21 protein-coding genes are annotated in these 22,328 nt (G+C 67.4%); 7 read left to right on the top strand and 14 right to left on the bottom strand.

All coding sequences use genetic code 11. The annotated features are described in order from the left end of the window. Positions 1-299 precede the first annotated feature (299 nt). Positions 300-1,562, top strand: a complete 1,263-nt coding sequence (locus tag ACFVAV_RS27845) for a YhgE/Pip domain-containing protein (protein WP_379038469.1) — start codon at positions 300-302, stop codon at positions 1,560-1,562. 27 nt (positions 1,563-1,589) lie between these two features. On the opposite strand, the gene ACFVAV_RS27840 is transcribed toward ACFVAV_RS27845, so the two are convergent. The 8 genes from ACFVAV_RS27840 to ACFVAV_RS27805 all read right to left on the bottom strand — a co-directional run bounded on the left by ACFVAV_RS27840 (position 1,590) and on the right by ACFVAV_RS27805 (position 6,917). After that, positions 1,590-1,901, bottom strand: coding sequence for a hypothetical protein (locus ACFVAV_RS27840; protein ID WP_379038468.1), 312 nt, complete (start codon positions 1,899-1,901; stop codon positions 1,590-1,592). Further along, positions 1,898-2,218, bottom strand: coding sequence for an AbrB/MazE/SpoVT family DNA-binding domain-containing protein (locus ACFVAV_RS27835; protein ID WP_379038467.1), 321 nt, complete (start codon positions 2,216-2,218; stop codon positions 1,898-1,900). The genes ACFVAV_RS27840 and ACFVAV_RS27835 overlap by 4 nt, the downstream gene beginning before the upstream one ends. 118 nt (positions 2,219-2,336) lie before the next feature. Beyond that, positions 2,337-2,903: a GNAT family N-acetyltransferase gene (locus ACFVAV_RS27830; RefSeq protein WP_379038466.1), complete on the bottom strand. Its 567-nt coding sequence runs from the start codon at positions 2,901-2,903 to the stop codon at positions 2,337-2,339. A 324-nt stretch (positions 2,904-3,227) separates the two neighbouring features. Next, positions 3,228-3,989: an ESX secretion-associated protein EspG gene (locus tag ACFVAV_RS27825; protein WP_379038465.1), complete on the bottom strand. Its 762-nt coding sequence runs from the start codon at positions 3,987-3,989 to the stop codon at positions 3,228-3,230. Between the two features lie 24 nt (positions 3,990-4,013). After that, complete coding sequence (locus ACFVAV_RS27820; RefSeq protein ID WP_379038464.1) at positions 4,014-5,225, bottom strand: WXG100 family type VII secretion target; 1,212 nt, start codon at positions 5,223-5,225, stop codon at positions 4,014-4,016. 9 nt (positions 5,226-5,234) lie between these two features. Next, positions 5,235-5,696 carry a hypothetical protein gene (locus tag ACFVAV_RS27815; protein ID WP_379038463.1) on the bottom strand — a complete coding sequence of 154 codons (462 nt, stop codon included), beginning with the start codon at positions 5,694-5,696 and terminating at the stop codon, positions 5,235-5,237. 41 nt (positions 5,697-5,737) lie between these two features. Then, positions 5,738-6,292 carry a DUF3558 domain-containing protein gene (locus ACFVAV_RS27810; protein ID WP_379038462.1) on the bottom strand — a complete coding sequence of 185 codons (555 nt, stop codon included), beginning with the start codon at positions 6,290-6,292 and terminating at the stop codon, positions 5,738-5,740. Positions 6,293-6,524: 232 nt separating this feature from the next. Then, positions 6,525-6,917, bottom strand: coding sequence for a sterol carrier family protein (locus ACFVAV_RS27805; protein ID WP_379038460.1), 393 nt, complete (start codon positions 6,915-6,917; stop codon positions 6,525-6,527). A gap of 672 nt (positions 6,918-7,589) precedes the next feature. On the opposite strand from ACFVAV_RS27805, the gene ACFVAV_RS27800 reads away from it, so the two are divergent. Next, positions 7,590-7,973, top strand: coding sequence for a hypothetical protein (locus tag ACFVAV_RS27800; RefSeq protein WP_379038459.1), 384 nt, complete (start codon positions 7,590-7,592; stop codon positions 7,971-7,973). 363 nt (positions 7,974-8,336) lie between these two features. Further along, entirely contained in the window at positions 8,337-9,110 is a 774-nt protein-coding gene (locus ACFVAV_RS27795; RefSeq protein ID WP_379038457.1) for a transposase domain-containing protein, read from the top strand. Between the two features lie 365 nt (positions 9,111-9,475). On the opposite strand, the gene ACFVAV_RS27790 is transcribed toward ACFVAV_RS27795, so the two are convergent. Next, complete coding sequence (locus tag ACFVAV_RS27790; RefSeq protein ID WP_379038456.1) at positions 9,476-10,111, bottom strand: TetR/AcrR family transcriptional regulator; 636 nt, start codon at positions 10,109-10,111, stop codon at positions 9,476-9,478. Between the two features lie 82 nt (positions 10,112-10,193). On the opposite strand from ACFVAV_RS27790, the gene ACFVAV_RS27785 reads away from it, so the two are divergent. Further along, positions 10,194-11,063 carry an alpha/beta fold hydrolase gene (locus ACFVAV_RS27785; protein ID WP_379038455.1) on the top strand — a complete coding sequence of 290 codons (870 nt, stop codon included), beginning with the start codon at positions 10,194-10,196 and terminating at the stop codon, positions 11,061-11,063. Positions 11,064-11,225: 162 nt separating this feature from the next. Next, on the top strand, positions 11,226-12,440 hold the full coding sequence (locus tag ACFVAV_RS27780) for a type III polyketide synthase (protein ID WP_379038454.1): 1,215 nt from the start codon (positions 11,226-11,228) through the stop codon (positions 12,438-12,440). Here ACFVAV_RS27780 and ACFVAV_RS27775 read toward each other — a convergent pair. Next, positions 12,379-12,993 (bottom strand): CPBP family intramembrane glutamic endopeptidase, encoded by a 615-nt coding sequence (locus ACFVAV_RS27775; protein ID WP_379038453.1) that lies wholly within the window; start codon positions 12,991-12,993, stop codon positions 12,379-12,381. The two genes, ACFVAV_RS27780 and ACFVAV_RS27775, sit on opposite strands and share 62 nt — an antisense overlap. 179 nt (positions 12,994-13,172) lie before the next feature. Further along, positions 13,173-14,903 (bottom strand): alpha/beta hydrolase, encoded by a 1,731-nt coding sequence (locus ACFVAV_RS27770; RefSeq protein ID WP_379038451.1) that lies wholly within the window; start codon positions 14,901-14,903, stop codon positions 13,173-13,175. Positions 14,904-15,049: 146 nt separating this feature from the next. Between ACFVAV_RS27770 and ACFVAV_RS27765 the strand changes: the two genes are divergently transcribed. Beyond that, complete coding sequence (locus ACFVAV_RS27765) at positions 15,050-15,340, top strand: YiaA/YiaB family inner membrane protein (protein WP_336086490.1); 291 nt, start codon at positions 15,050-15,052, stop codon at positions 15,338-15,340. Positions 15,341-15,384: 44 nt separating this feature from the next. Here ACFVAV_RS27765 and ACFVAV_RS27760 read toward each other — a convergent pair whose 3' ends face one another. Next, entirely contained in the window at positions 15,385-17,154 is a 1,770-nt protein-coding gene (locus tag ACFVAV_RS27760; protein ID WP_379038450.1) for an alpha/beta hydrolase, read from the bottom strand. 23 nt (positions 17,155-17,177) lie between these two features. Next, positions 17,178-19,472, bottom strand: a complete 2,295-nt coding sequence (gene purL, locus ACFVAV_RS27755; RefSeq protein WP_379038449.1) for a phosphoribosylformylglycinamidine synthase subunit PurL — start codon at positions 19,470-19,472, stop codon at positions 17,178-17,180. A gap of 158 nt (positions 19,473-19,630) precedes the next feature. Here purL and ACFVAV_RS27750 point away from each other — a divergent pair, with 158 nt between their 5' ends. After that, positions 19,631-20,953, top strand: a complete 1,323-nt coding sequence (locus tag ACFVAV_RS27750; protein WP_379038448.1) for a glycosyltransferase 87 family protein — start codon at positions 19,631-19,633, stop codon at positions 20,951-20,953. Here ACFVAV_RS27750 and ACFVAV_RS27745 read toward each other — a convergent pair. Then, the gene (locus ACFVAV_RS27745) at positions 20,905-22,197 is read right to left on the bottom strand and encodes a M18 family aminopeptidase (RefSeq protein WP_379038447.1); all 1,293 of its coding nucleotides are present in this window, start codon (positions 22,195-22,197) and stop codon (positions 20,905-20,907) included. The two genes, ACFVAV_RS27750 and ACFVAV_RS27745, sit on opposite strands and share 49 nt — an antisense overlap. Between the last annotated feature and the right edge of the window lie 131 nt (positions 22,198-22,328).

Genomic DNA, 22,328 nt, shown 5'->3' with positions numbered 1-22,328 from the left:
CCGTTTGCTCCCTGTTCGGGCGGGCTGGGGGCACCCGTCATTCTACGGGTGAATAGGGACGCGCTGTACGCGCGCTCGCATCCCGGCAGCAATCTCCTGTTCGCGTACCCACCGATCGGCCGCCGCGAGCTGTTACCGTGCGCAAGGTGACGACGGACGACAGCGGGCACGAAGCAGCCGGTGATGCTGGTTCGGATAGTGAAAACGCCAGTTCGGAGCGAAAAGATTCCGGACAGGCACGGACGGGCGAAGCGATATTCGCCACACCTGCGCCCGATCGGCGTCATTGGTCCCACATCGTGGTCATTCCCACGCTGGTGCTCACGGCACTCACCGCGCTGCTCGGCGTGATGTACCTCGGCTATGTCGCCGATCCCGAGGAGAACCTGCACGATTTCCCGATCGCGCTGGTCAACCTGGATGTCGGCGATGTCACCGGCTCCGGCGACCAGCAGAAGAAGGTCGACTACGGCAAGCAGGTCGCCGACGGGCTGGTCGCGAACGTGCCCACCGACAAGGTGAACCTGCGCGTCGTCGGCAAGGCGGAGTCCGAGCAGTTGCTGCGCAACGCGCAGGTCTACGGCGCCATCGTCATCCCCGGCGACTTCAGCAAACGTCTGGGCATTCTCGGGGCGGGCAGCATCGTGCCCGGCGAGATGGAACGGCCGATCATCACCCTGCAGACCAACCCGGGGATGGGCGCGTTCGGCGTGCAGATCGTGCACCGCATCGGCGACCAGGCACTGGCCGAGGTCGACAAGCAGATCGGCGCCCAGCTGACCGATCAGGTGAAGGCCACCCTCGCGCAGACGCCGGAGGGCGCGCCGGCGCCCCAGGTGTCCGGCGCGGCGATGCTCACGTTGGAGAGCCCGGTCGAGGTGGTGTCCCAGCAGTTCCGGCCGCTGCCCAGCGGCTCCGGCGAGGGCTTGACGGCGTTCTTCTACGCCCTGCTCCTGCTGCTGGCCGGCATGGTCGGCGCGATGGTCATCCACACGATGGTCGACGCCCAGCTCGGCTTCGTCCCCACCGAATACGGACCCTGGTTCGTCCACTACCCGACGGCCTCGATCTCCCGCTTCCACACCCTGCTCCTCAAATGGGGCGTGCTGACCCTGGCGGCGGTGGTCATCTCGGGAGTCTTCATGATCGCGGCGAAGATCGTCGGCATGCCCATCGGCAACCCGCTCGCGCTGTACCTGTTCTCGGTACTGGCGATGGTCGCGGTCGGCTGGACCGGTCTGATGACGCTCGCCGCCCTCGGCAGCGCCGGCCTGCTGGTGAACCTGATCCTGTTCGTCATCCTCGGCCTGCCGTCCTCCGGCGGCACCGTCCCGATCGAGGCCATCCCACCCCACATGGTCTGGCTCGCCGAATTCGAGCCGATGCGCCAGGTCTTCCTCGGCGTCCGCTCCATCCTGTACTTCGAGGCCAACTACGAGGCAGGCCTCGACCGCGGGATATGGATGTCGCTGCTCGGCATCGCGATCGCCGTCGTCGGCGGCGTCACCATCACCCGCTACTACGACTACAAGGGCCTACACCGGAAGAACTCCGACGCCTGAGCGCGACCGGGCACCCATCGCCCGCGGCTACGGCCGGTCGTATATTCCATGGTCGCCGACCCGGCGCCACACAAGAATCGGCTCGCCCCCGTCCGTCTTGTCCAGGTGAAACGTCGCGCGACCGTCGGGCGAGGCGAAATTCCACGTCAACGAGTAGACATCGCAATTGCCGAGCTTGTGCACCCGCAGTCGTCGAGTCCATCCAGGCGCGCCGCTGAACGCCCCGGCGTCGATGGCCGGCAGGAAATGCAAGCGCAAGGCCTGCAGAAACATTCGCTGATGCTCAGCGGGCAACCGCTGGAAATCTCGGTCGAACGCAGCGAGCGTCCGGTACTTCACTCCACCGCCTCAACGGGACCGGAGGCCAGGGTATCGAGGTGTGCCAGCAATGCCTCGGCGTCGCCGAACGTGCTGTGCCGCCCGGCGGCGTCATCCGCTTCGGCCTCACGCTCGGCGGCCTGATGCCCCTCGTTCCAGAACCACATCTCGTCGACGGGCACCGGCAGGGTCGGCCGCAGCTCGATGACACCGTCCGCGCGCTCGGTGATCTCCAGCTGCGCCCCCGGCTCGTCCAGCCGATACTTCTTGCGCAGCTCGGCCGGTAGCGCGACGGTCCCCCGCCCCTGAATAGCCGCATATCCACGAAAGATACCCATACCCCCAGGATCCTCGCCTGCAGCTATGCCGTCAAGCAGTAAAACCGCAATGCAGCGCATGGTAGGCGAGAATGGTCGACGGCTAACGGTCCCGATCGGGGTTGGTTCGCTTTCAGCTTCAGACGTGCCGCATCCAGATATTGGGTTCGTGGTAGACGCCCTGATCGGCGGAGCGGTCGATGCGCAGCACGCTCAGTCCTCCCCGGATCACGTAGTCACCGGATTCCGGCAACGGCATTCGAGTCCAGCTTTCCCATTCGGATACCGTGCCGGTCATCGTCTGCGACTTGGGGGCAGCTGCGAGGATTTTCGCGCCCAAGCGCTCATGGGTGCGGACCCAGGGGTCGAACGCTGTTCCGTCGTCGCGGCGCCACGTCATGAAGTTCTCGATCGGCGTGAGCGGGTAGAGGGCCTTCGCGGTCGGACGGACCGGCACGATCACCCGGCTGAGCCCGGCAGCCTCGGCGGTCCGGCGCAAAGCCATCAGCACCTCACCGGCGAATCCGCGCCCCCTCAGCGACGGAATGACGACTGCACCGCAGATCACCAGGGTATTCGGCGCCACGCCCCGTTCGCGGCCCTCAACGGCCTGGACAAGGGCCTGGGTATACCCGGTGGGGAGCGTGGACTTCTGAACTTGGGGAATTTCTCGCCGGCGAGTTCCTTGGCATGCTCGTCCGCCCACGCACGCGCATCGGTTCGCACGACCTTCAACGTCATTCGCCCGTTCGACGACATATGGCGCCTCCCGCGCAACGGGGTCCGCCTGTCGTCGCCCAGCTTCCCGACAGGACCGCTGAGCAGGGCGGGCAGGCCCAGGGTCCGAACCTGGTTGGCATTCGCCGACAGTTTCCTACAGTCCATTTTGTGGGTTTCTTGCAACTCCATGCAAGTAGTCCAGGACCGCCACCTGCGTTACGCCGACTTCGTGCTGTCGATACTCGGCATACTGGCGGCGATCGCGGTCGTGTCGGTATTTCGGTAGGGAATTCGGGCCGGATCGAGCCGATCACCAATCGGCGGGTTCGGCTTCGCGGAGGCGGCGGTGGGCGCGGTCGATCCAGTTGGTGAAGCCTGCGGTGAGGTCGGCGGTGGTGGCGGGGCGGACGGTGACGCGGTCGGGGGTGCGGCGTTGGAGGTAGCGGCCGTCGGCGGTGACGTCGATCCATTGGGTGGTGAACCAGGGGGCGGGGCGGTCGAGGATGTGGCCGACGAGCAGACGGGCATAGCCGCTGCCGTCGATCGGGCGTCTGGCCAGTGCCTCGTACTGCTCCCTGGGGGTGCGTGCGGCGTAGGTCTGCGGGGTGGCGGGGGATCGCAGGTCTGCCGCGTCGACGGCGAGGGGCTGGTGGGTGCCGGGCGCGCAGGTGGGAACGCGGCCCGAGAGGCGTTGCGGTAGCTGGGCGGCGGGGAAGAGGCGGGCGTGGATCGGGCCGTCGACGTCGTCGACCGTGGCCTGGGCCAGCACCACGCCGTGCTGGTGGTTCTGCGCGCCGACGATGCGGTACTCGCGCAGGTCGCCCTGGTCGGTCGCGGTCGAACCGCCCCGGATCTCGATGCGGAACTGCCCGAAGGTCAGCGTGTGCAACGCCAGCCGGATCAGTTCGTGGGAGTCCTCGTCGAGCGCGGCGCGGACCCTGGCTCGATTCGCCTCGTACTCGTCGAGCGTGCGGTACTTACTCAGGAAGTGCAGCGGGCGTGGGAAGCGATCGATGCCGTCGCTGTACCACAATGCCGCGAAATCATCTGGCTCCCAGACCCATTCGGCCATGGTTGGGTAATACTCCTGGTTCGCTCAGTGCTGTTCGGGCTGGGTGGGCGCAGCTGGTGCCGCAGCGGGCGCGTCGCCGCCGATCACTCCGCCCGCGATGGTTCGCTGCTGCTCGCCGAGCAGTTCCTCGGTGTTCTCGGCGTTGATCAGGTAGTCGGGGATCTTGTGTTCGTCATCGTCGTCGCCACCGCGGCCGCGACCCGCGCCCGGCGCGCCCATCATGCCCGGCATACCGGCGCGGCCCGCGCTCGCTGCGGCCGATCCGATTCCCGCGGTGCCGGGTACGCCGGCGACCGGTGCGCCGGCGACGCTGCGGCCGGGGCTCGGTGCCGACAGCCCGGTGCCGGGCGATCCGGCCCCGCCACCGCCGCCGCCGGTGCCGCCGCCGGGTGAACCGGTTGTCGGCGTGGTCGCGGTAGGGGACGTCGCCGCCGGGGAAGTGGGATCGCCGGTGGGCGTGGCGCTGCTCGGGGTGGTGTCGTCGTCGGTGCTGTCGTCGTCCGAGGAATCGTCGTCGGACGAGTCGTCGTCCGTACCGTCGTCGGTCTCGGTTCCGGGGTCCTCTTCGGTCGGGTCCTCGGTGGTCGCCGGGTCGGTGGCGGCCGGATCGTCACCACCGCCGGTCGCGCCACCGGACGTGTCACCGCCGGTGCCGTTGTTGTTGTTCGTGCCCGCGCCGCCGGTGTCGTCGTCGCCCGGCCCGTACAACGGGTTGGTCGGGCTCACCGGTGTCGACAGCTTCGGAACGATCTTGTCGGCGTCGGTGAACGGAACCAGGTAGTTGTCGTTCATCACCTGCCTGGCCTTCTCCTCCGCGTCGTCGCGCTCGTCGTCCTTGAGTCCGAACCAGGTGCTGGGCGAACCCCAGCTGAACTTGTCGACCACCGGGGGCAGGTTGTCCTTGGTCAGGGTGATCGCCTGCGCCGTCTCACTGACCCGGTTCGCCAGGGCTTCCAGCTCCGGCGTCAGGTCGGTGGCCCGCTGGGTGTAGTTGGTGATCGCCGTCCGCGACTTCTCAGCTGCCTGACCTTCCCAGGCCGCCGTACTCGCCCGGTTCATCCGGGCGGCGAAATCGGTGACACCCTGGCGCCATTTCTGGGCGATCTGGGTGTACTGGCCCGCCGCTGCCAGGGCATTGTCGTTGGGCTGCAACGGATTGAACGCGTCATTGATCTTCGAGTGCGCGAACTCGAACGTGAGCTCTTTCGTCACGATCGCGGGGTCTTCGAATGCCATGTCGCGTCCTCAGGCTCGGTCTTGCGGGGTGTCGCCGCCGCCGGGAGTGCCCGGTTGCGGTGTCTCGGCCATGAGTTCGGTGTACCGGGAAGCGAATTCGGCATCGCTGGCCTGGAAGCGCTGGGCGATCGTGCGGTGCAGGACCTGGAGATCGTCGACGATCTGGTAGTGCTGTTCGAGGACGGCGTGGACGCTGTTGTCCGAGCCCTGGCCCTTCTGCCGGAATCTGTTCACCATGGTCTTGGCTGATGTCAGCTCGGCGACCGCTTCACCGAGGCCCCACACCTCGCGCTTGGAAATGTCGGACGCGGTTCGCTGGAGCTCGCGAATCAAATCCTTGAACGACTGGCATTCCCGTTCGATATACACGAATTCCTCGGCATCGAGTCGAACGGAGCCCCCAAAGCTCACCGATAGTCGGCCATCCTGCGCTTCGGTCAGCAGGTCCTGCAACGGCCTGTCACCGCTCATGATCAGTTCCCCCTTGATGTAAGAGTCCAGTCGTCCGCCGGTCACGCGCCGACAGGAATCAACGGAACAACATCTTCCGCAAGTCCACGCGCCAAACCACACGTGTCTAGATGGCCGGTCAACCTGTTCGAGTCGGGATTATCCAGTGAGAACTCGATACTCCCGCCCTGCATCGCGACATTGAGCGTGCACACAGAACGGGGATTGTTGTGGTCGGCGCTGCTGGTCGCCAACGCGGTGCGCCCACCGATGGCGTATTCGTCGCGAACCGTCAGCTTGGTGTTGGCCCGCACCTTGTCGACTGTCAGATTGGTCGTGGTGATCCCTACGGCATAGCCGTCGGACATCACCCAACTGCACCCCCGCCACTTGATCCCACCCGCACCGTCGAAATCGGCGTTGTTGTTCGAACTAGCCTTCCGCAACCGCTCCGAATCCAGCACCGACTTCGGAATGTCCTTACACGGATCGAACCCAGCAGGCACACCCGCAGCGAGCCCTTGCCCACTCGTCGTGCCCTGACCTCCGCCGGCGTCCCCATCGCCCGCCGACCCACACCCGGCGACCAGCAACAGCACGCCCAGCGTGGTCGACACAACCCGGCTACCTCGCACAACGCCCTCCTCGACAGCCATCTTTTCCTGCGTCGGGAAGTCCCCGCCCCGTCGGCACGTCACGCTACCCACCCGAACCGTGACCGGCAATCGACCGGCGGCGGTGGGGTTCTCCCCCGTGATGCAGCGGTGCCTCATGCTTACTTGGACGCACCACACCCCTCGCCGGTTCCCGCCAATTTCGCCGATTCCCGAACTCGCGACACCCGGCGGCTCACTCGGACAACGGGACGATCGGCAGCCACCCCGCGATCTCTCCGGCGCGATGCCCCGACGCCGACACCGCCCCAGAATCCACCGCCGCATCGAACCCGAGCAACCCGGTGGCCAGCAGCAACCAGGTACGCGGATCGGTCTCCACCACATTCGGCGGCGTCCCCCTGGTATGCCGCGGCCCCTCGATGCACTGCACCGCCACGAACGGCGGCACCCGCACCTCCACCGAATGCCCCGGCGCATCGGCGGCCAGCGCCCGAACTGTGCCCCGCACCGCCGCCGCAATCTCGGCCCGCCCAGGTGCCCCCACCTCCGCATCGCGCAACCATTCCCCCACAGCCCACACCGCCGCCCGCACCTGCGCGGGATCGACCACATTCCGTCCTGCCATGCCCAAGACGCTACCGACCTCGAACAATCCCCGGCACCGAGCCGACGGCTTTGCGCACACCCGGAAACGCCTCGTTGTAGCCGTATTCACCAGCCGTCCAGGCAAGGGCAGTCATACCATGTGGATCTCGAAACACGGAGCCGTCACAGTGACCGTCGCTTCCGGGCACAACTCACAGTCACCGGGACAAGGCGGTCGCCCTGTGCCAGGCGCAATGCACGGAGGAAGCATGACCACCTACCAGATCGCCGTGTCCCGGGACGACCGCTGGTGGATGATCCGAATCCCCCAGCTGGACGGTGTCAACGGCAATATCGAAGGGCTCACCCAGGCACGTCGCTACGCCGACATCGCCAAGGAAGCAACCGACTACATCTGCACAATCGCCGACGTAGCTCCCTCAAACTGTCGAACTCGTGATCACCGCGTAGGCGAAACCGACGTGACGGCCGCCGCGGCAGAGGTCTCGCGAGCACGCGCAGAAGCTGCCCGCCAGGAAAGCTCATGCCGCGCAGGTCGCGACCGCGACCGCGCGACGACTGACCGCCGACGGAGTCCCGGTTCGCGACATCGGCGCCGTACTCGGCGTGACGGGCCATCCGGTAAGTGGTCCCGGCGTCTATAGGAATGACGAAAAAGGCGTCCCGATCAAATAAGAGTTAGGTGACACACATGGATTCTGATGAAAGGCCTAGCTCTAAGCGCAAGAGGCGACAGTTCACTCCGGAACAGTTGGCCAGATTCGCGAAGCTAAGCAATGGCTCCCGGCAACTTCTTGAGCGGTTCGCGGACCGCCTTGGGCCCGAAACGCTGGCTGATTTCCGATCTTTCAGCGACGTTGGTGAGTGGACCTTGTTGGTCGATAATCTTTGTGCCACTCTTGTGAAGCATAAAATTTTGGTCAGCCCGGCCGAACGTGATGCTTTGGCCGAGCTGCTGGCATTGTTCGGGGACCCAAAAGACAATATGGATATGTTTTATATAGATGATTATCAGCGGGTACTGGGGGAGCTGAACGTATTCCCAAAGATTGACGTTGATGGTGAACACCTATGAGTCAGTCGGCAAGTTTTTGTGTCAGGCATTGCGGTCGGTGCTTCGGCCTTCTCGTTAGGTCGCCCGTCGATGAGGAAGCTCTGTCCGACGGTCCACATCGTGGTGCCGGTACGACGCACGCGGTCACGGTCGCGCCCCGGCGTCGGCCCGCATTTGCTGAGTGCCGGTGGATTCACCTCGCACTGACATGCAGGGGCGGCGGAGGGTGCCCCCGGCTGCAATGCCATTTAGCTAGTGCCGCATAGTATTTGACCTGCGCTTTCGATGGATTCCCACCTGCCCGAGGTGTGGACGTTCGTACCCACGACCGTCATCGGGCATGCTCGACACCGTGAACACGAGACCAACGACACAACCGCAACGGTGCCGGTACCACTGACCGATCGGATCTCGTTGGGCGTGTTGACGTCCTGGGTGTCACGCGACGACGTCGACACCGTGATCGCGTTATTGGGCAAACAAGCCAAACGCCGCGGCGGGACACTCCCGCCCCGAGTGATGGCCTACTACCCGATGGCGATGGCACTGTTCGGCGACATCGATGACCGCGGCAGCGGGAACCTGATCTGCCTGCACACCTCCATCACCGACCCCGACGCTGCGCCCGCGCTCGACCTCGCTCACGCCTACCACCTGCGCTGGCAACACGAACAAGCCAACGCCGAGATCAAAACCCAACTCCGCGGCCCCGGCAAGGTCCTGCGGTCCCGCGATCCCGACCTGGTCCGCCAGGAAATCTACGGATACCTGTTGGCCCACAATGCGATCAGTGCCCTGATCTGCGACGCGGCCACCGAAACCGGCCTCGATCCCCACCGGATCAAGTTCGCCGCCACCGTCAGGATCGTGGCTGACCACATCGCCGATCCGGACGCTTTTCCCCTGGACCGGCAAACGGAACTGTATCGGGAGGTCGCAGCCCTGATCACCGCCCGCCGAAACCGCAACCCGGTCCGCCACCGCAGCTACCCGCGCGTGGTGAAACGCGCACGCCACAACGGTTTCCCCGTCAAACGTGGCCATCACAGCGGCACCCGTTACACCGGACCGGCCGTGGTCGGCCTCGCCAACACCAGCTGGATGACCGACCCGAAACCCGACGAACCGCAGGTCACAGCCCTACCAGCAGCAAGCTAAATGGCATTGGGACATGGTCCGGACAATCGGAATATATTCGTCCGAGGCTGCGGCTGGTGAAGCGATCGACCGGATGCGCTTGTTGCCAGGATTCCGCGATCGGCCGAATGAGTTCCACGTAAACAGATTTCCCATCGGCCAGGACCACTGGCCAGAAGGATTCACCTCGGGAGGATAGAAGCATGGACGCCGTTTTTTTGTTGGAGCACTCCTATCGCAAGAACCCGATACGACGCCGACATGGCTCGCGCCGCGATCGCCGACGATCTCACCCACATCACCCCATGGCGGGTTACGCCGCCCGCCTCGCACCGCCAAGCCGAATCGGCCTATAAGCCGAGCACAGGACGGGGAACGTCGGGCGGCTAGCCGTGATCGGCGCGCAGCGCATCGATGTGCAGGTCGAGGTACTCGCGCATCATCTGGCGAGCGTCGGCGGTGCCGCCGAGAAGAGCCAGGCGTTTGGTGTGGGCTAGCAGGAGCAGGCCGGAGAGGTGGGCCAGGACATCGGCGGTGATGACGCGGGCTCGTTCCTCGGTGGCGCCGAGTTCCATCGCCGCCGACACGATCGGGGCGAGGCCGGCCAGCATGGCCGCGTTGAGGCCCGCGTTCAGTTCGGCGCCGAGGCCGTGGGGGCGGATGCCGCCGCGGAAGAGGTAGAAGCCCAGGTCGAGGTCGCGGGGGTTGCCGTCGTAGAAGTCGAAGAATGCCAGGCCTGCGGCTCGGAAGCGGGCGGCTGGCTCGTCGAGGGCAGTCGCCGCCGCCACCTCGGCCGAGAGTCGTTCCAGGGATTCGCCGAGCAGGGCGGCGTAGATGTGTTCCTTGCTCGGGAAGTACGCGTAGAGGGCGCCCGGGGTGTAGCCGGCGGCGGTGGCGATGGCCCGGATATTGGCCGCGTCGACACCGTCGGCCTCGAAGATCGTCCTGGCCGCGCGCAGGATGATCGCGCGTTTCGCCTCGGCGATCTCGTCACGCCGCCCCGCCCGGCTCGATTCGGCCACTGGTCCCCACTTCCCTTCGATCGGGGCCTCACGCTACATTCTGAACAACGTTCAGCACAGTAAACAACGTTCAGGAGGTGTCATGCCGAGCTCCACCGAGCCACTGGAACCGACGACGCTGCGGTTGCGCAGCTCCGACGGTCTCACCCTGGTCGCCGACAGTTTCGGTGTGCCAGGCGGCCCGCTGGTCGTGATGCTGCACGGCGGCGGGCAGAACCGGCACTCGTGGAAGCGCACCGGCCGAGCGCTGGCGGCGGCGGGGATGCATGTCGTCGCGGTGGACGCGCGCGGCCACGGTGACAGCGACTGGTCGCCGACGCGCGACTACACCCGCGACGTGATGGTCGGCGACCTGCTCACGGTGCTCGATCAGCTCGGCGCGACGCCCGAGGCGGGCGCGGTCGTCGTCGGCGCCAGCATGGGCGGCATCACCGGTCTGCTCACCACCGCTTCGCCCGGCGGCGACGTGATCCGCGCCCTGGTGCTGGTCGACATCGTGCCCCGCTCGGAATCCAAAGGCGTGGAACGGGTCATGGACTTCCTCGGCAGGCACCGCGACGGCTTCGACACCCTCGACCAGGTGGCCGACGCCGTCGCCGCCTACCTCCCGCACCGCCCGCGCCCCGACAACGCCGACGGACTGCTGCGCAACCTGCGTCAGCGCGACGGCCGCTGGTACTGGCACTGGGATCCGGACCTGCTCACCGGCCTCGAGGACAACCCGCAGTCCCGCATCGCCGAGATGGAAGCCGCCGCCGAGGCGCTGACCATCCCGGTCCTGCTGGTCCGCGGCGGCAAGTCCGATGTCGTCAGCGACGAGGGCGCGGCCGCCTTCCTCGCCTTGGCCCCGCACGCCCGCCTGGCCGAGATCACCGCGGCCGCGCACACCGCGGCAGGCGACGACAACGACGCCTTCACCGACGCCGTCGCCGGTTTCGTCGCTACCACCTGAGCTACCCGACCCACTGCGCCGTCAGCACCGAGGACTCCCCTTGGTCCGCGGTGGCCGCTGGGCGACGGGTGGGGACCCACACCCCTTGGGTACCTATTTGCGGGACGTTCGCTGTTCGACGATTGGGGTAGCCCAATCGCTCGCACGAGGAAGAACGACTCCATGTCAATCGCACTCGACCAGGCACTTCTCACCCGCACGGTAGCGCATGCGCGCAAGCACACAGTTCCGTCGGCGCCGACCGTACCCGTCATCGAAGCAATCGCGACCGGTGCGCCCAGCCTGGTCCTCGACCAAACCGTCGCAGCGGACTGGATGGCTGGGCAATTCACCGATCCGGAGCAGCAATCCCTGGTCAGACGCATCTTCCGCAAAACCGAGATCAACACCCGGCGCTTCGCGGTCGACCCGCTGGAAGCCGGCCTTCCTGCGCCCAGCGGCCAACCAGCGACGATCCAGGATCGTATGCGCCTGTTCTACCGTCACGCTGTTCCGCTGGCGGTCGACGTGGCGCGGCGCGCACTCGACGGTGCCGATCCGGCCGACGTCGGACTCATCGTGTTCGCCACGAGCACCGGGATCATGGCGCCCGGCGTCGACGTCGCGGTCGTCGAACACCTCGGACTGCCCCGGTCGGTCGCTCGCCTGGTGGTCAATTTCATGGGCTGCGCGGCGGCGATGAACGGAATTCGCGCCGCTTCGGACTTTGTCCGGGCCAACCCGGACAAGAAGGCGATGGTCCTGTGCCTCGAGCTCAACTCGGTGCATGCGGTCCCTGTCGAAGACGTCAACGATGTGGTCGCGCACAGCCTGTTCGGCGACGGTTGCGGCGCGGTCGTCATCGGGGCACACAGCGAAACGGAGCTAGCCGCTGCCGGGACGATTGTCATCCGGGACACATTCACCCATCTGTTCGAGGGCACCCAGGACGGCATCGCGGTCGGCGTCAACCAGGACGCCATCACCTGCGAGCTGTCCGAGACAGTACCCCAGTACATCTACGACGGCGTCGCTCCCGTCGTCGGAGACGTTCTGCGCCGCAATGGCTTGCGGCAGTCGGACATCGACGTGTGGGCAATCCACCCGGGCGGGCCGAAGATCTTGCTCGAATCCGCGCGCTCGCTCGGCCTTCCGCCGGAAGCCGCGTCGACGAGCTGGGATGTTCTCGGTGAGTACGGAAACATGTCGAGCGTCTCACTGATCTTCGTGCTCGAACGGATCGCCGCTCAGACCGAGGTGACCGAGCCGATCTCGACGGGCGTCGCGTTCTCGTTCGCGCCGGGAGTCACGATCGAGGGATTCGTCTTCGACGTCGTTACTGCCTCAGCAGTTCGATCCGCAGCGCCGCGAGCGGCAGCAATGCTCCCCCGGCATTGATCGCCAGGTGCAGCAGGGCGGGCGCGGTCGCGCTGCCGGTGTGCCTGCGCAATGCGCCGAAGACCAGACCGGCGAGCGTGGTGAGCGCGACCGTTCCGGGCACCGATTCGCCGGTGGCCTGCGCGGGGCGGATGTGGCACAGCCCGAAATCGAGCGCGCCCACCGCCGCGGCGCCCCGCGGTTCGGCGATCTCGTCGAGCAGCGGATCGAGCGTGCCGCGGAACACCGCTTCCTCGGCGAGCACCGTACCCACCGGGATGTGCAGAGCGATCCATTCGAGCGTCGAGGTCTCCGGCACCCGCTCGGCCACCTCGAGCGGTAACCTCCGCAATACCGGAATAGCAAGCGCGACAACATAACCGGCGAACACCAGCGCGGCACTGCCGACACCCCATCGGAATCCCTTGGCCGACAGCCAGTTCGGGCGACCATCGAACACCGCGGTGTACCCCGCAGCGAACACGATGTTCGCCGCGGTGCGCCCGCGCAACGGAAGATCGAGACCAGGCAGCATCCGATTACTCCACAGCAGCGGTAGTCCCAGCGCAGCCACGGTCCGCACCCGTCGCCACGGACCGGGCGCGCGCGTCCCTGCGCGACGCACGGTGTACGTCGCGGCCCGCCTCACGCGAGGCCCTTCCGCGGACTCCAGCGTCGCCACGACCGGCACGCCGGCCAGGCCTTCCACTCCGCGACGCGCGGTGCGTACCGAGGTGACAGTCAGGCCCCGACTCACTTGACCGCTCGCTCGTACTCGTCCGCGGATTCCAGTGCGGCACGGATACTTTCGACGACTTCAGCACTGACCCCCGGCGGCTCAGCCACGGCCAGCCACCCGTCGAGCACCAGCGACCCATACCGATGCCCGTGCCCGTCGACCACCCCTTGCGCATTGGTGAGATCGGCCGTGACCTGCCAAAACGTCACGAATGGCGCCCATCGCATCTGTGTCGACACATCCGTGCCGCGCGGTTCGCTCAGCCAATCCGGCTGAGTGAGGATCAAGTCGGCAGACCACCACACGATGGGATCGGACGGGAGCTGCAGGTAGGCGATGCGCGGTTCGCGCCAGGTCTCCGCGGGACCCAGATCGCCCGCGTCGTCGGCGAATCGGACGACCAGCCCGTCGGCATAGACCGGCGCCACCTCGAACGACCCGGGATCACGCCGGTCGACGAACTGCCGCCACAGCCGGTTCGAGTTCGGCGGCCCGACCCACAGCGCACCGTCCACCTTCTCGCGCAGATCGGCGAGCCCGTCGAAGGCCTCCTCGGAGCCCTGGGAACCCAGGCTCTCCCCGTACACGAACAGTTTCGGCCGTTGCCCCTCCGGCTGCTCCAGCCATCGCTGATACACCGCGTCGAACAGTTCCCGGCTGGCCGCGGCCGCCTTCTCCCGGTCGGACAGGAACGACAGCACGCTGGGCAGATACGAGTACTGGGTGGCCACGATCGCCGTGTCGCCGCCGTAGAGGTATTCGATCGCGCCCGCCGCCATCGAGTTGACCCAGCCGGTCCCGGTCGTGGTGACCACCACCATGGCCTCGCGTTCGAAGGCCTTGGTCCGGTCGAGCTCGTCGACGGCCAGCTGCGCCGCGGTCTGCTCACCGGTCACCGACTCCAACCCGACATAGGCCCGAATCGGTTCCTGTGCAGTCTTTCCCGTCACCTCGGTGATGTCGTCGGCACTGGGCCCGTTCGACACGAACCACCGTCCCTCGAAGCCGAGGGTCTGCCACGGCGCGAGCGAAGCCGGACTTCCCGAGCGCTCCGGTTTCGTCGGCTGCACCGCGAACTCGGAAACCCGGTCGTTGCGCACGCTGAACGCGGAGTTGGCCACGGCGAAGAATGCCCGCGAGGCCACACCGTTGAAGATCGTCACCGCGAGCACGACGAGCACGAGCGCACCGGCGGCGGGCGCGAGCTCGCGCGGTACCCGCACCCAGCGGTTGAGCTGGCGGGCCAGCACCAGCACCAGCACCCGCACGGTCCGGTAGGCGGCGACGACGGCGATCCCGACGGCCACGCTGAGCAGCCCGGTTCGCAGGTACGCGGTCGTCGTGGTGCCCGTCATCCCCATCAGCGAGGTGATCTCGCGCTGCCAGCGCGCCGATTGCACCAGCATCAGCGCCGCGACCAGCGCGCAGACGACCAGCACGGTCGCCTTGATCCCGTATCGCAGCCGGTCCGACGGGCTGGGAATCGGGATCCGCGCCCGCACCCAGCGCCGGAACGCCCACTCGAGCACACACCCGAGCCCATAGCCGATGGCGGCGTTGATCCCGCTGATCAGGCCCTGGAACAGCCAGTCGCGTGGCACCAGCGACGGCGTCACCGACAGCGCGAAGAACAGCGTCGCCAGGACCAGACCCGGGTAGTTGAGGTCGACGACGTCCTCGACGCGGCGCAGCAGCCCGGCGCCGCGCGTACGCAGCGTCGCGAGGGTCGAGCCTGTCGCGGACACCAAACCAGTATGGCTGGCCGGTTTCGGCGCGGCAGGGTGTTGTGGATGGCGGGTCGGTCACTTTCCGCCTGCGTTCGGCAACTACCCACCGCACTCGAGTAGTTTCACGCGCCCGGGCATATCCCCCGGTCAGCATGCTTGTTCTCATGAGCACACCCAATGCCAAGCCGAAGAACACCTCGGCCTACATGGCCCAGGCCGCGATCGCTTTCGCCGTCAGCCTGTTCGGGACCGGTGCCGGAATTGCCTACTTGCCGCTGGACGGCTGGCAGCGCGCGTTCCTGGCGATGTCGGGCCTGTTCCTGGTGACCAGCTGCTTCACCCTCGCCAAGGTCGTGCGCGACCAGCAGGAAACCCAGTCACTGATCGGGCGGATCGATGAGGCACGGCTGGAACAGCTGATCGCCGAACACAATCCGTTCAAATCGGTGTCCTGATCGGATCGGGCCGGCGCCGATCGAGGGGTTCGGCGCCGCCCGGTCTATTTCAGCTGATGTTCGGTGGCCGCGGACTCGACGAGGAAAGACTTGATCCGTTCGGCCAATTCCGGTGTGTAGTCCGGTGGTTGGGCCACCGCGGCCCACGCGTCGGGCACCACGTTGCCATAGTTGTGCCCGTGCCCGTTGGACACCGTCTGCGCACGGGGCAGATCCGCGGCGACCTGCCAGAACGTGACGATCGGATACCACGACATCGCCGGTGACACATCGGGTCCGCGCTCCTCGCCCAGCCAGTCGGGCTGCCCGAACAGCAGATCCGGCGACCACCACACCACCGGATCCGACGCGTGCTGCAGGTAGACGATGCGCGGGTCGGTCCAGTTGTCCGACGGCCGGACCAGCTGATCGGCGCTCGCGGCGAACCGCACCGAGAGCCCGTCGGCGTAGATCGGGGTGATCTCCTCGGTGCCGGGGTCACGCCTGCGCACGAATTCCGACCAGAGGCGGTTGGAGTTGGGCGGGCCGACCCAGAGCACGCCGTCGGCGCGATTGCGGATATCGGCCAGCCCGGAGAACGCGCCCTCCGACCCCTGCGAGCCGAGGCTCTCGCCGTAGACCAGCAGCTTGGGCCTGGCGTCCTCGGGCAGCGCCGCCCAACGCTCGTACACCTTGTCGAACAGCAGGCGACCCATGGTCATCGACTTGTCCCGGTCGGACAGGAACGACAGGGCGCTGGGCAGGTAGGAGTACTGGGTCGCCACCAGCGCGCTGTCTCCGCCGTACATCAGCTCGATCGACTCCGCGCTGGTGGAATCGACCCAGCCGGTGCCGGTGGTGCTGATCACTACCAGCACTTCGCGTTCGAAGGCCTTGGTGCGGTCGAGTTCGGCGACGGCCAGATCGGTCTGCGCCTCGAATCCGTCGGCCGATTCCAGCCCGGCGTACACCCGGATCGGTTCGCGGGCAGGCTTTCCGGTGACCTGCCCGATCGCCAGCGCGGTCGGGGCGTTGGACACGAACCACCGGCCCTCGGAGCCGAGGGTGTCCCACTTGGCCAAGGACTCCGGACTGCCGGAACGTTCGGGCAGTGTCGGCTGGATCGCGTGGGCCGAGGTGTGGCTGTTGCGGGCGCTGAACGCCGAATTCGCCACGGTGAAGAAGGTTTTCGCCAGTACACCGTTGAACAGCAGCACGGCGGCCACGATCACGATGACCACGCCGAGCGGGCGCGCGACCGAGGCGGGAATCCGGACCCACTGGTTCAGCCCGCGCGCCACGGCCCGCACGAGCCTGACCACGCCACGCGAGATCCAGATCAGCAACCCGACCACCACCGCGCCGACCAGCACGGTGCGCGAATATCCCGAGCCGGAAACCGGTTCCATCCCCATCAGATCGGTGATCTGGCGCTGCCAGTGCGCCGACTGGATGCTCATCAGGATCGCGAAGAGCAGGCAGGCCACCACGATCACGGACTTCACCGCGATGAGCGTCCAGCTCGGACGCTGCGCCCAGCGCGCGGTGACCTGCTCCGGCAGGGTGATCTTCGGCACGAGCCACCGGCGCCAGGCCCAGGCCAGCGCGCAGCCGAGGCCGTAGCCGATCGTCGCGTTGATACCGCTGACCAGGCCCTGGAAGAACCAGTCACGCGGCAGCAGCGAAGGTGTCAGCGACCAGCCGAAGAACACGGTGGCCACGACGAGCCCGGTGTAGTTCGGATGAAAAAACCTCTCCGCCACGTGGATTCCACGGACGAAGAGGTTCTCATGAACAGCGGGCGTGGAAGTCGAGCTGGTTTCCTCGATGATCAAGCTCGACTCCTCGTACCGGTGAATCAGGCGGTGTGCGCTCCGAACAGCTTAGGCAGGGTGCCCTCGAACGCCTCGCGCAATTCGGCGAGTGTCACCGAGAACTGGCCCTGCACCTCGATCGAATCCGAGCCCTGGTCGACCACGCCGATCCGCACCCACGGCAGCTGCCGCGCGTCGCACATCTTGGTGAAGCGGGTCTCCTCCGAGCGCGGCACCGCGACGAGCACGCGGCCCGCCGACTCCGAGAACAGCTCGACGAACGCGTCCGAACCCTCGGGAAGCACGATGCGGCAACCGGTCTCGCCCGCCAGCGCGGCCTCGACGACGGTCTGCGCCAGGCCACCCTCGGACAGGTCGTGCGCGGCCGAGATCATGCCGTCGCGCGAACCCGAGGTGAGCACCTCCGAGAGCAGCTGCTCGCGGGCGAAGTCGACCTTCGGCGGCACGCCACCGAGGTGATCGTGCACGACCTGCGACCAGATCGAGCCGTCCAGCTCGTCGCGGGTCTCGCCGAGCAGGATCAGCGACTCGCCCGGCTCGAGGCCCAGGCCGGTCGGGATGCGGCGGTGCACATCGTCGATGACGCCGAGCACGCCGACCACCGGGGTGGGCAGGATGGCGTCCTTGCCGGTCTGGTTGTAGAAGCTGACATTGCCGCCGGTGACCGGAATGCCCAGCGCCGCACAGCCGTCCGCGAGACCGCGCACGGCCTGCTGGAACTGCCACATCACGCCCGGGTCCTCCGGCGAACCGAAGTTCAGGCAGTTGGTGACGGCCTTCGGGGTGGCGCCGGTGGTGGCGACATTGCGGAACGCCTCGGCCAGCGCCAGCTGCGCGCCGGTGTACGGGTCGAGCTTGGTGTAGCGGCCCGAGGCGTCGGTGGCCAGCGCGATACCGCGGCCGGACTCCTCGTCGATGCGCACGACACCGGCGTCGGCGTGCTCGGCCAGCACGGTGTTGCCGCGCACGTAGCGGTCGTACTGCTCGGTGATCCACTTGCGGCTGCACAGCTGCGGGCTGGCGATCATCGTCAGCAGGGTCTCGCGCAGCTCGTCGGCCGTCTTGGGCCGGGTGAGGTTCGCGGTGGTGTCGGCGATCAGCGCGTCCTGGGTGTCGGGACGCTGCACCGGGCGCTCGTACACCGGGCCCTCGTGGGCGACGGTGCGCGGCGGCACGTCCACCACGGTCTCGCCGTGCCAGGTGATGACGAGGTGATCGCCGTCGGTGACCTCACCGATGACGGTGGCCAGCACGTCCCACTTCTTGCAGACGGCCATGAAGGCGTCCACGTTCTCGGGGGTGACGACCGCGCACATGCGCTCCTGCGACTCGCTCGACAGGATCTCGGCGGGGGTCATGTTCTTGGCGCGCAGCGGGACCTTGGTCAGGTCGATGTGCATGCCGCCGTCACCGGCCGCGGCCAGCTCGGACGTCGCGCAGGACAGCCCGGCGCCGCCGAGGTCCTGGATGCCGACGACCAGACCGGCCTTGTACAGGTCCAGACAGCACTCGATGAGCACCTTCTCGGTGAACGGGTCACCGACCTGCACGGCGGGCAGCTTCTTGCGGCCGGTGCCGGTCTCCTCGCCGGAGAAGGTGTCCGAGGCCAGCACGGAGACGCCGCCGATGCCGTCGAGGCCGGTGCGCGCGCCGAACAGGATGATCTTGTTGCCCGCGCCGGAGGCGAAGGCCAGGTGCAGGTCTTCCACGCGCATCGCGCCCGCGCACAGCGCGTTCACCAGCGGGTTGCCCTGGTAGGAGGCGTCGAAGACGGTCTCGCCGCCGACGTTCGGCAGGCCGAGGGAGTTGCCGTAACCGCCGACGCCGCGCACGACGCCGTCGACCACGCGACGGGTGTCGGCCGCGTCGGCCGCGCCGAAGCGCAGCTGGTCCATGACCGCGATCGGGCGCGCGCCCATCGCCATGATGTCGCGCACGATGCCGCCGACGCCGGTGGCCGCGCCCTGGTACGGCTCGACGTAGGACGGGTGGTTGTGGCTCTCCACCTTGAAGGTGACCGCCCAGCCGTCGCCGATGTCGACCACGCCGGCGTTCTCGCCGATGCCGGCCAGCATGGAGGCCTTCATCTCGGGAGTGGTCGTCTCACCGAAGTAGCGCAGGTGCACCTTGGAGGACTTGTAGGAGCAGTGCTCGCTCCACATCACGGAGTACATCGCCAATTCGGCGTCGGTGGGCCTACGGCCCAGAATCTCCTTGATGCGGGCGTACTCGTCGTCTTTGAGACCGAGTTCCTTGTACGGCTGCGGAGCATCCGGGGTGGCTGCGGCGGTAGCGACGGTGTCGACCTGCAGTGTCACGGGAGACCAGGGTCCTTTCGGCCGGGGGAACTTGACTTCAGAGTCTAATGGTTAGTACCGGAGCGGCTTCGCCCCGCACTGCCCACTGGTGACCGACCTCGCACCCGGCCTGATCACACCTGCGCTTCGGGCCGGTCCGCACCCGTTAGTCTGACGCCGTGAACGAGAGTCCGGGGGTTGCCGAGCAGGTCGAGCCGCCTGTTCCCGCGCGGGACGCGGCGTCGGGTTCCACTCCTGCCGGGCCGTCGGCCAACCCACCGCATGCGGTCACCCGCGATCGGCAGCTGAAGTGGCTGGCCGCCTCGATCGGGCTGTTCGTGTTCTCCGCCGCCGTCGCGCTGCTCGCGCACTGGTGGCACGGGTTCATCGACCTGCAGGTCTACCGCAACGGCGCCCGCGTCTGGCTGGACGGCGGCGACCTGTACGGGCCGATGCCGCCGGTCTACGGCCTCGGCCTGCCGTTCACCTATCCCCCACTCGCCGCGGCGTTCTTCGTGCCGCTGGCGCTGATGCCGCTGGTGGTCGCCGAGATCGCCGTGCTGGTGACCTCGCTGGCGAGCCTGGGTGTCGCGCTGTGGCTGGTACTCGTTCGCATCCGTCCCGAGCTCGACCGGATCGCGGTGCTCACCGTGGTGATCGCCGGTCTGGGCCTGGCCCAGTTCCTCGAGCCGATCCGGCAGACCTTCAACTTCGGCCAGATCAACCTGATCCTGATGGCCGCGATCACCGTCGACATCCTGGTCCGCAAGCCGTTCTGGCCGCGCGGCATGCTGATCGGCATCACGGTGTCGATCAAGCTGATCCCGGCCGGCTACCTGCTGTATTTCCTGTTGCGCCGGGACTGGAAGGCCGCGGCCACCCTGGTCGTCTCGGCGGCGGGCGCGGTCGGCGTCGGCTTCCTGCTGTTCCCGAGCGATTCGGTCGAATACTGGTTCCACACCGTCACCGACACCGGCCGCATCGGCACCCCGTATTTCGCGGGCAACCAGTCGATCAAGGGCACGCTGTTCCGGCTCGGCATGAACGAATCGGTGGCCACCGGGCTGTGGATCGCGCTGTCGGTGCTGACGGTGGCGCTGGCCGCGGTGTGGATGTACCGGTTGATCGGCGCGGGCAAGGACGTCGCCGCGCTGCTGGTCAATGCCGCTGCCGTGCTGCTCGTCTCGCCGGTGTCGTGGTCGCATCACTGGGTGTGGGTGGCGCCCGCCCTGGTCGTCGCCGTCGACCAGGTCACGCGCCGCCGCTCCCGCGCGTTCACCGCCGTCGTCGCCCTGTTCACGGTGATGTTCATCGTCGGCCCGCAGTGGGTGCTGCCACACTCCAACGGCAAGGAACTCGGCTGGGCCTGGTGGCAGCAGATCATCGGGGCCAGCTACGTGTGGACCACTTTCGCGGTGATCGTGTACGCGGTGATCACCTACCGGCCCACCCCTCAGTCGAGGGCGGCCGGCGTCAAGAAGGCAGCCAGCGCCGAGGCGTAGGCGGGAACGTCCGCCGCGCCCATGAGTTCTCGGCACGAGTGCATGGCCAGCTGGGGTGCGCCGATGTCGACGGTGGACATGCCCGTGCGCGCCGCGGTCATCGGGCCGATGGTCGAACCGCACGGCAGATCGGCGCGGTGGACGTAGCGCTGCAACGGAACATCGGCCTGCGCGCACGCCAGCGCGAAGGCACCCGCACCCGCCGCGTCGGTGGCGTAGCGCAGGTTCTGGTTGACCTTGAGCACCGGACCGCCGCCGACCTCGATCCGGTGCGCGGGTTCGTGCCGCTCCGGATAGTTCGGGTGCGTCGCGTGTGCCATGTCACCGGAGGCGACCACCGAACCGGCGAGCGCGGCAAGGTAATCCGCTCGCCCACCGCCGCGGGCCAGCACGATGCGTTCCAGTACGGCGGGCAGCAGATCCGACTGAGCGCCCCGATCGGACTGGCTGCCGACCTCCTCGTGATCGAACATGACCAGCACCGGCGTCGCCGCCCCCGGCTCGTCGACCGCGGCGAGGAACGCTTGCAGCCCGGCGTAGCAGGTGCCCTGGTTGTCGAGCCGCGGCGCGCTCACCAGATCGTTGTCGCGCCCGACCAGCGTGCTCGGCGCCAGATCGTGGGTCATCAGTTCCCAGCCGAGCACGTCGGCGCCGTCGACCCCGGCCCGCTCGGCCACGAAATCCAGGAACGAGGCGGGCGAATCACCGATCCCCCAGATCGCGTTCACATGCCGCTGCGGATCGAGCGTCACCCCGCGCCGGTCCTCGGACAGGTGGATCGCCAGCTGCGGCACCCGCAGAATCGGCTCGTCGATCCGGACCAGGACATCGCTCATCCGCGCACCGTCGCGCACGCTGAGCCGCCCGGAGATCCCGAGCTCCCGGTCCAGCCACGAGTTCAGCCACGCACCGCCGTAGGGCTCGAGCCCGACCAGCTGCCACCCGGCCACGGCCAGATCCGGATGCTGCTTCACCCGCAGATTCGGACTGTCGGTATGCGCCCCGACCACCCGGAACGGATCGGTGGGCGCCGCGTCGACGTCGGCCCACGCGATCAGCGAACCACCGCGCACCACATAGTGTTTCCCGCCGGCACCCGCCCACGCCTGCGCCTCGGCCAACGGCGTGAACCCGTTGGCAGCCAGCTCGGCGGCAACCGTCGCACACACATGGAACGGCGACGGCGAAGCATCGATGAAGGCGCACAGGCCACTCGCAGTAGCCGCAGTCAGGGATACAGGCACATCCGCGATCCTAAGTGCTGAAGCTCCCGATCGACTTAGCCCGCACGCCCCGACCTCGAGGAGGGGCAGGCCGCGAAGCGGCCGTCGCGGCCGTCCCGCCGGTCAGGTGCCGTTGCGTAGGCGACGAAGGA

The sequence above is a fragment of the Nocardia sp. NPDC057663 genome, assembly GCF_042799895.1.
Lineage (GTDB): Bacteria > Actinomycetota > Actinomycetes > Mycobacteriales > Mycobacteriaceae > Nocardia.
This window is presented reverse-complemented; position numbering and strand designations above follow the sequence as displayed.

Bases quoted from the DNA above. Each gene is read 5' to 3' on its own strand.
- ACFVAV_RS27835 (WP_379038467.1), bottom strand. From the start codon at position 2,218: ATGGGTATCTTTCGTGGATATGCGGCTATTCAGGGGCGGGGGACCGTC.
- ACFVAV_RS27825 (WP_379038465.1), bottom strand. From the start codon at position 3,989: ATGGCCGAATGGGTCTGGGAGCCAGATGATTTCGCGGCATTGTGGTAC.
- ACFVAV_RS27820 (WP_379038464.1), bottom strand. From the start codon at position 5,225: ATGGCATTCGAAGACCCCGCGATCGTGACGAAAGAGCTCACGTTCGAG.
- ACFVAV_RS27815 (WP_379038463.1), bottom strand. From the start codon at position 5,696: ATGAGCGGTGACAGGCCGTTGCAGGACCTGCTGACCGAAGCGCAGGAT.
- ACFVAV_RS27805 (WP_379038460.1), bottom strand. From the start codon at position 6,917: ATGGCAGGACGGAATGTGGTCGATCCCGCGCAGGTGCGGGCGGCGGTG.
- ACFVAV_RS27800 (WP_379038459.1), top strand. From the start codon at position 7,590: ATGGATTCTGATGAAAGGCCTAGCTCTAAGCGCAAGAGGCGACAGTTC.
- ACFVAV_RS27785 (WP_379038455.1), top strand. From the start codon at position 10,194: ATGCCGAGCTCCACCGAGCCACTGGAACCGACGACGCTGCGGTTGCGC.
- ACFVAV_RS27780 (WP_379038454.1), top strand. From the start codon at position 11,226: ATGTCAATCGCACTCGACCAGGCACTTCTCACCCGCACGGTAGCGCAT.
- ACFVAV_RS27765 (WP_336086490.1), top strand. From the start codon at position 15,050: ATGAGCACACCCAATGCCAAGCCGAAGAACACCTCGGCCTACATGGCC.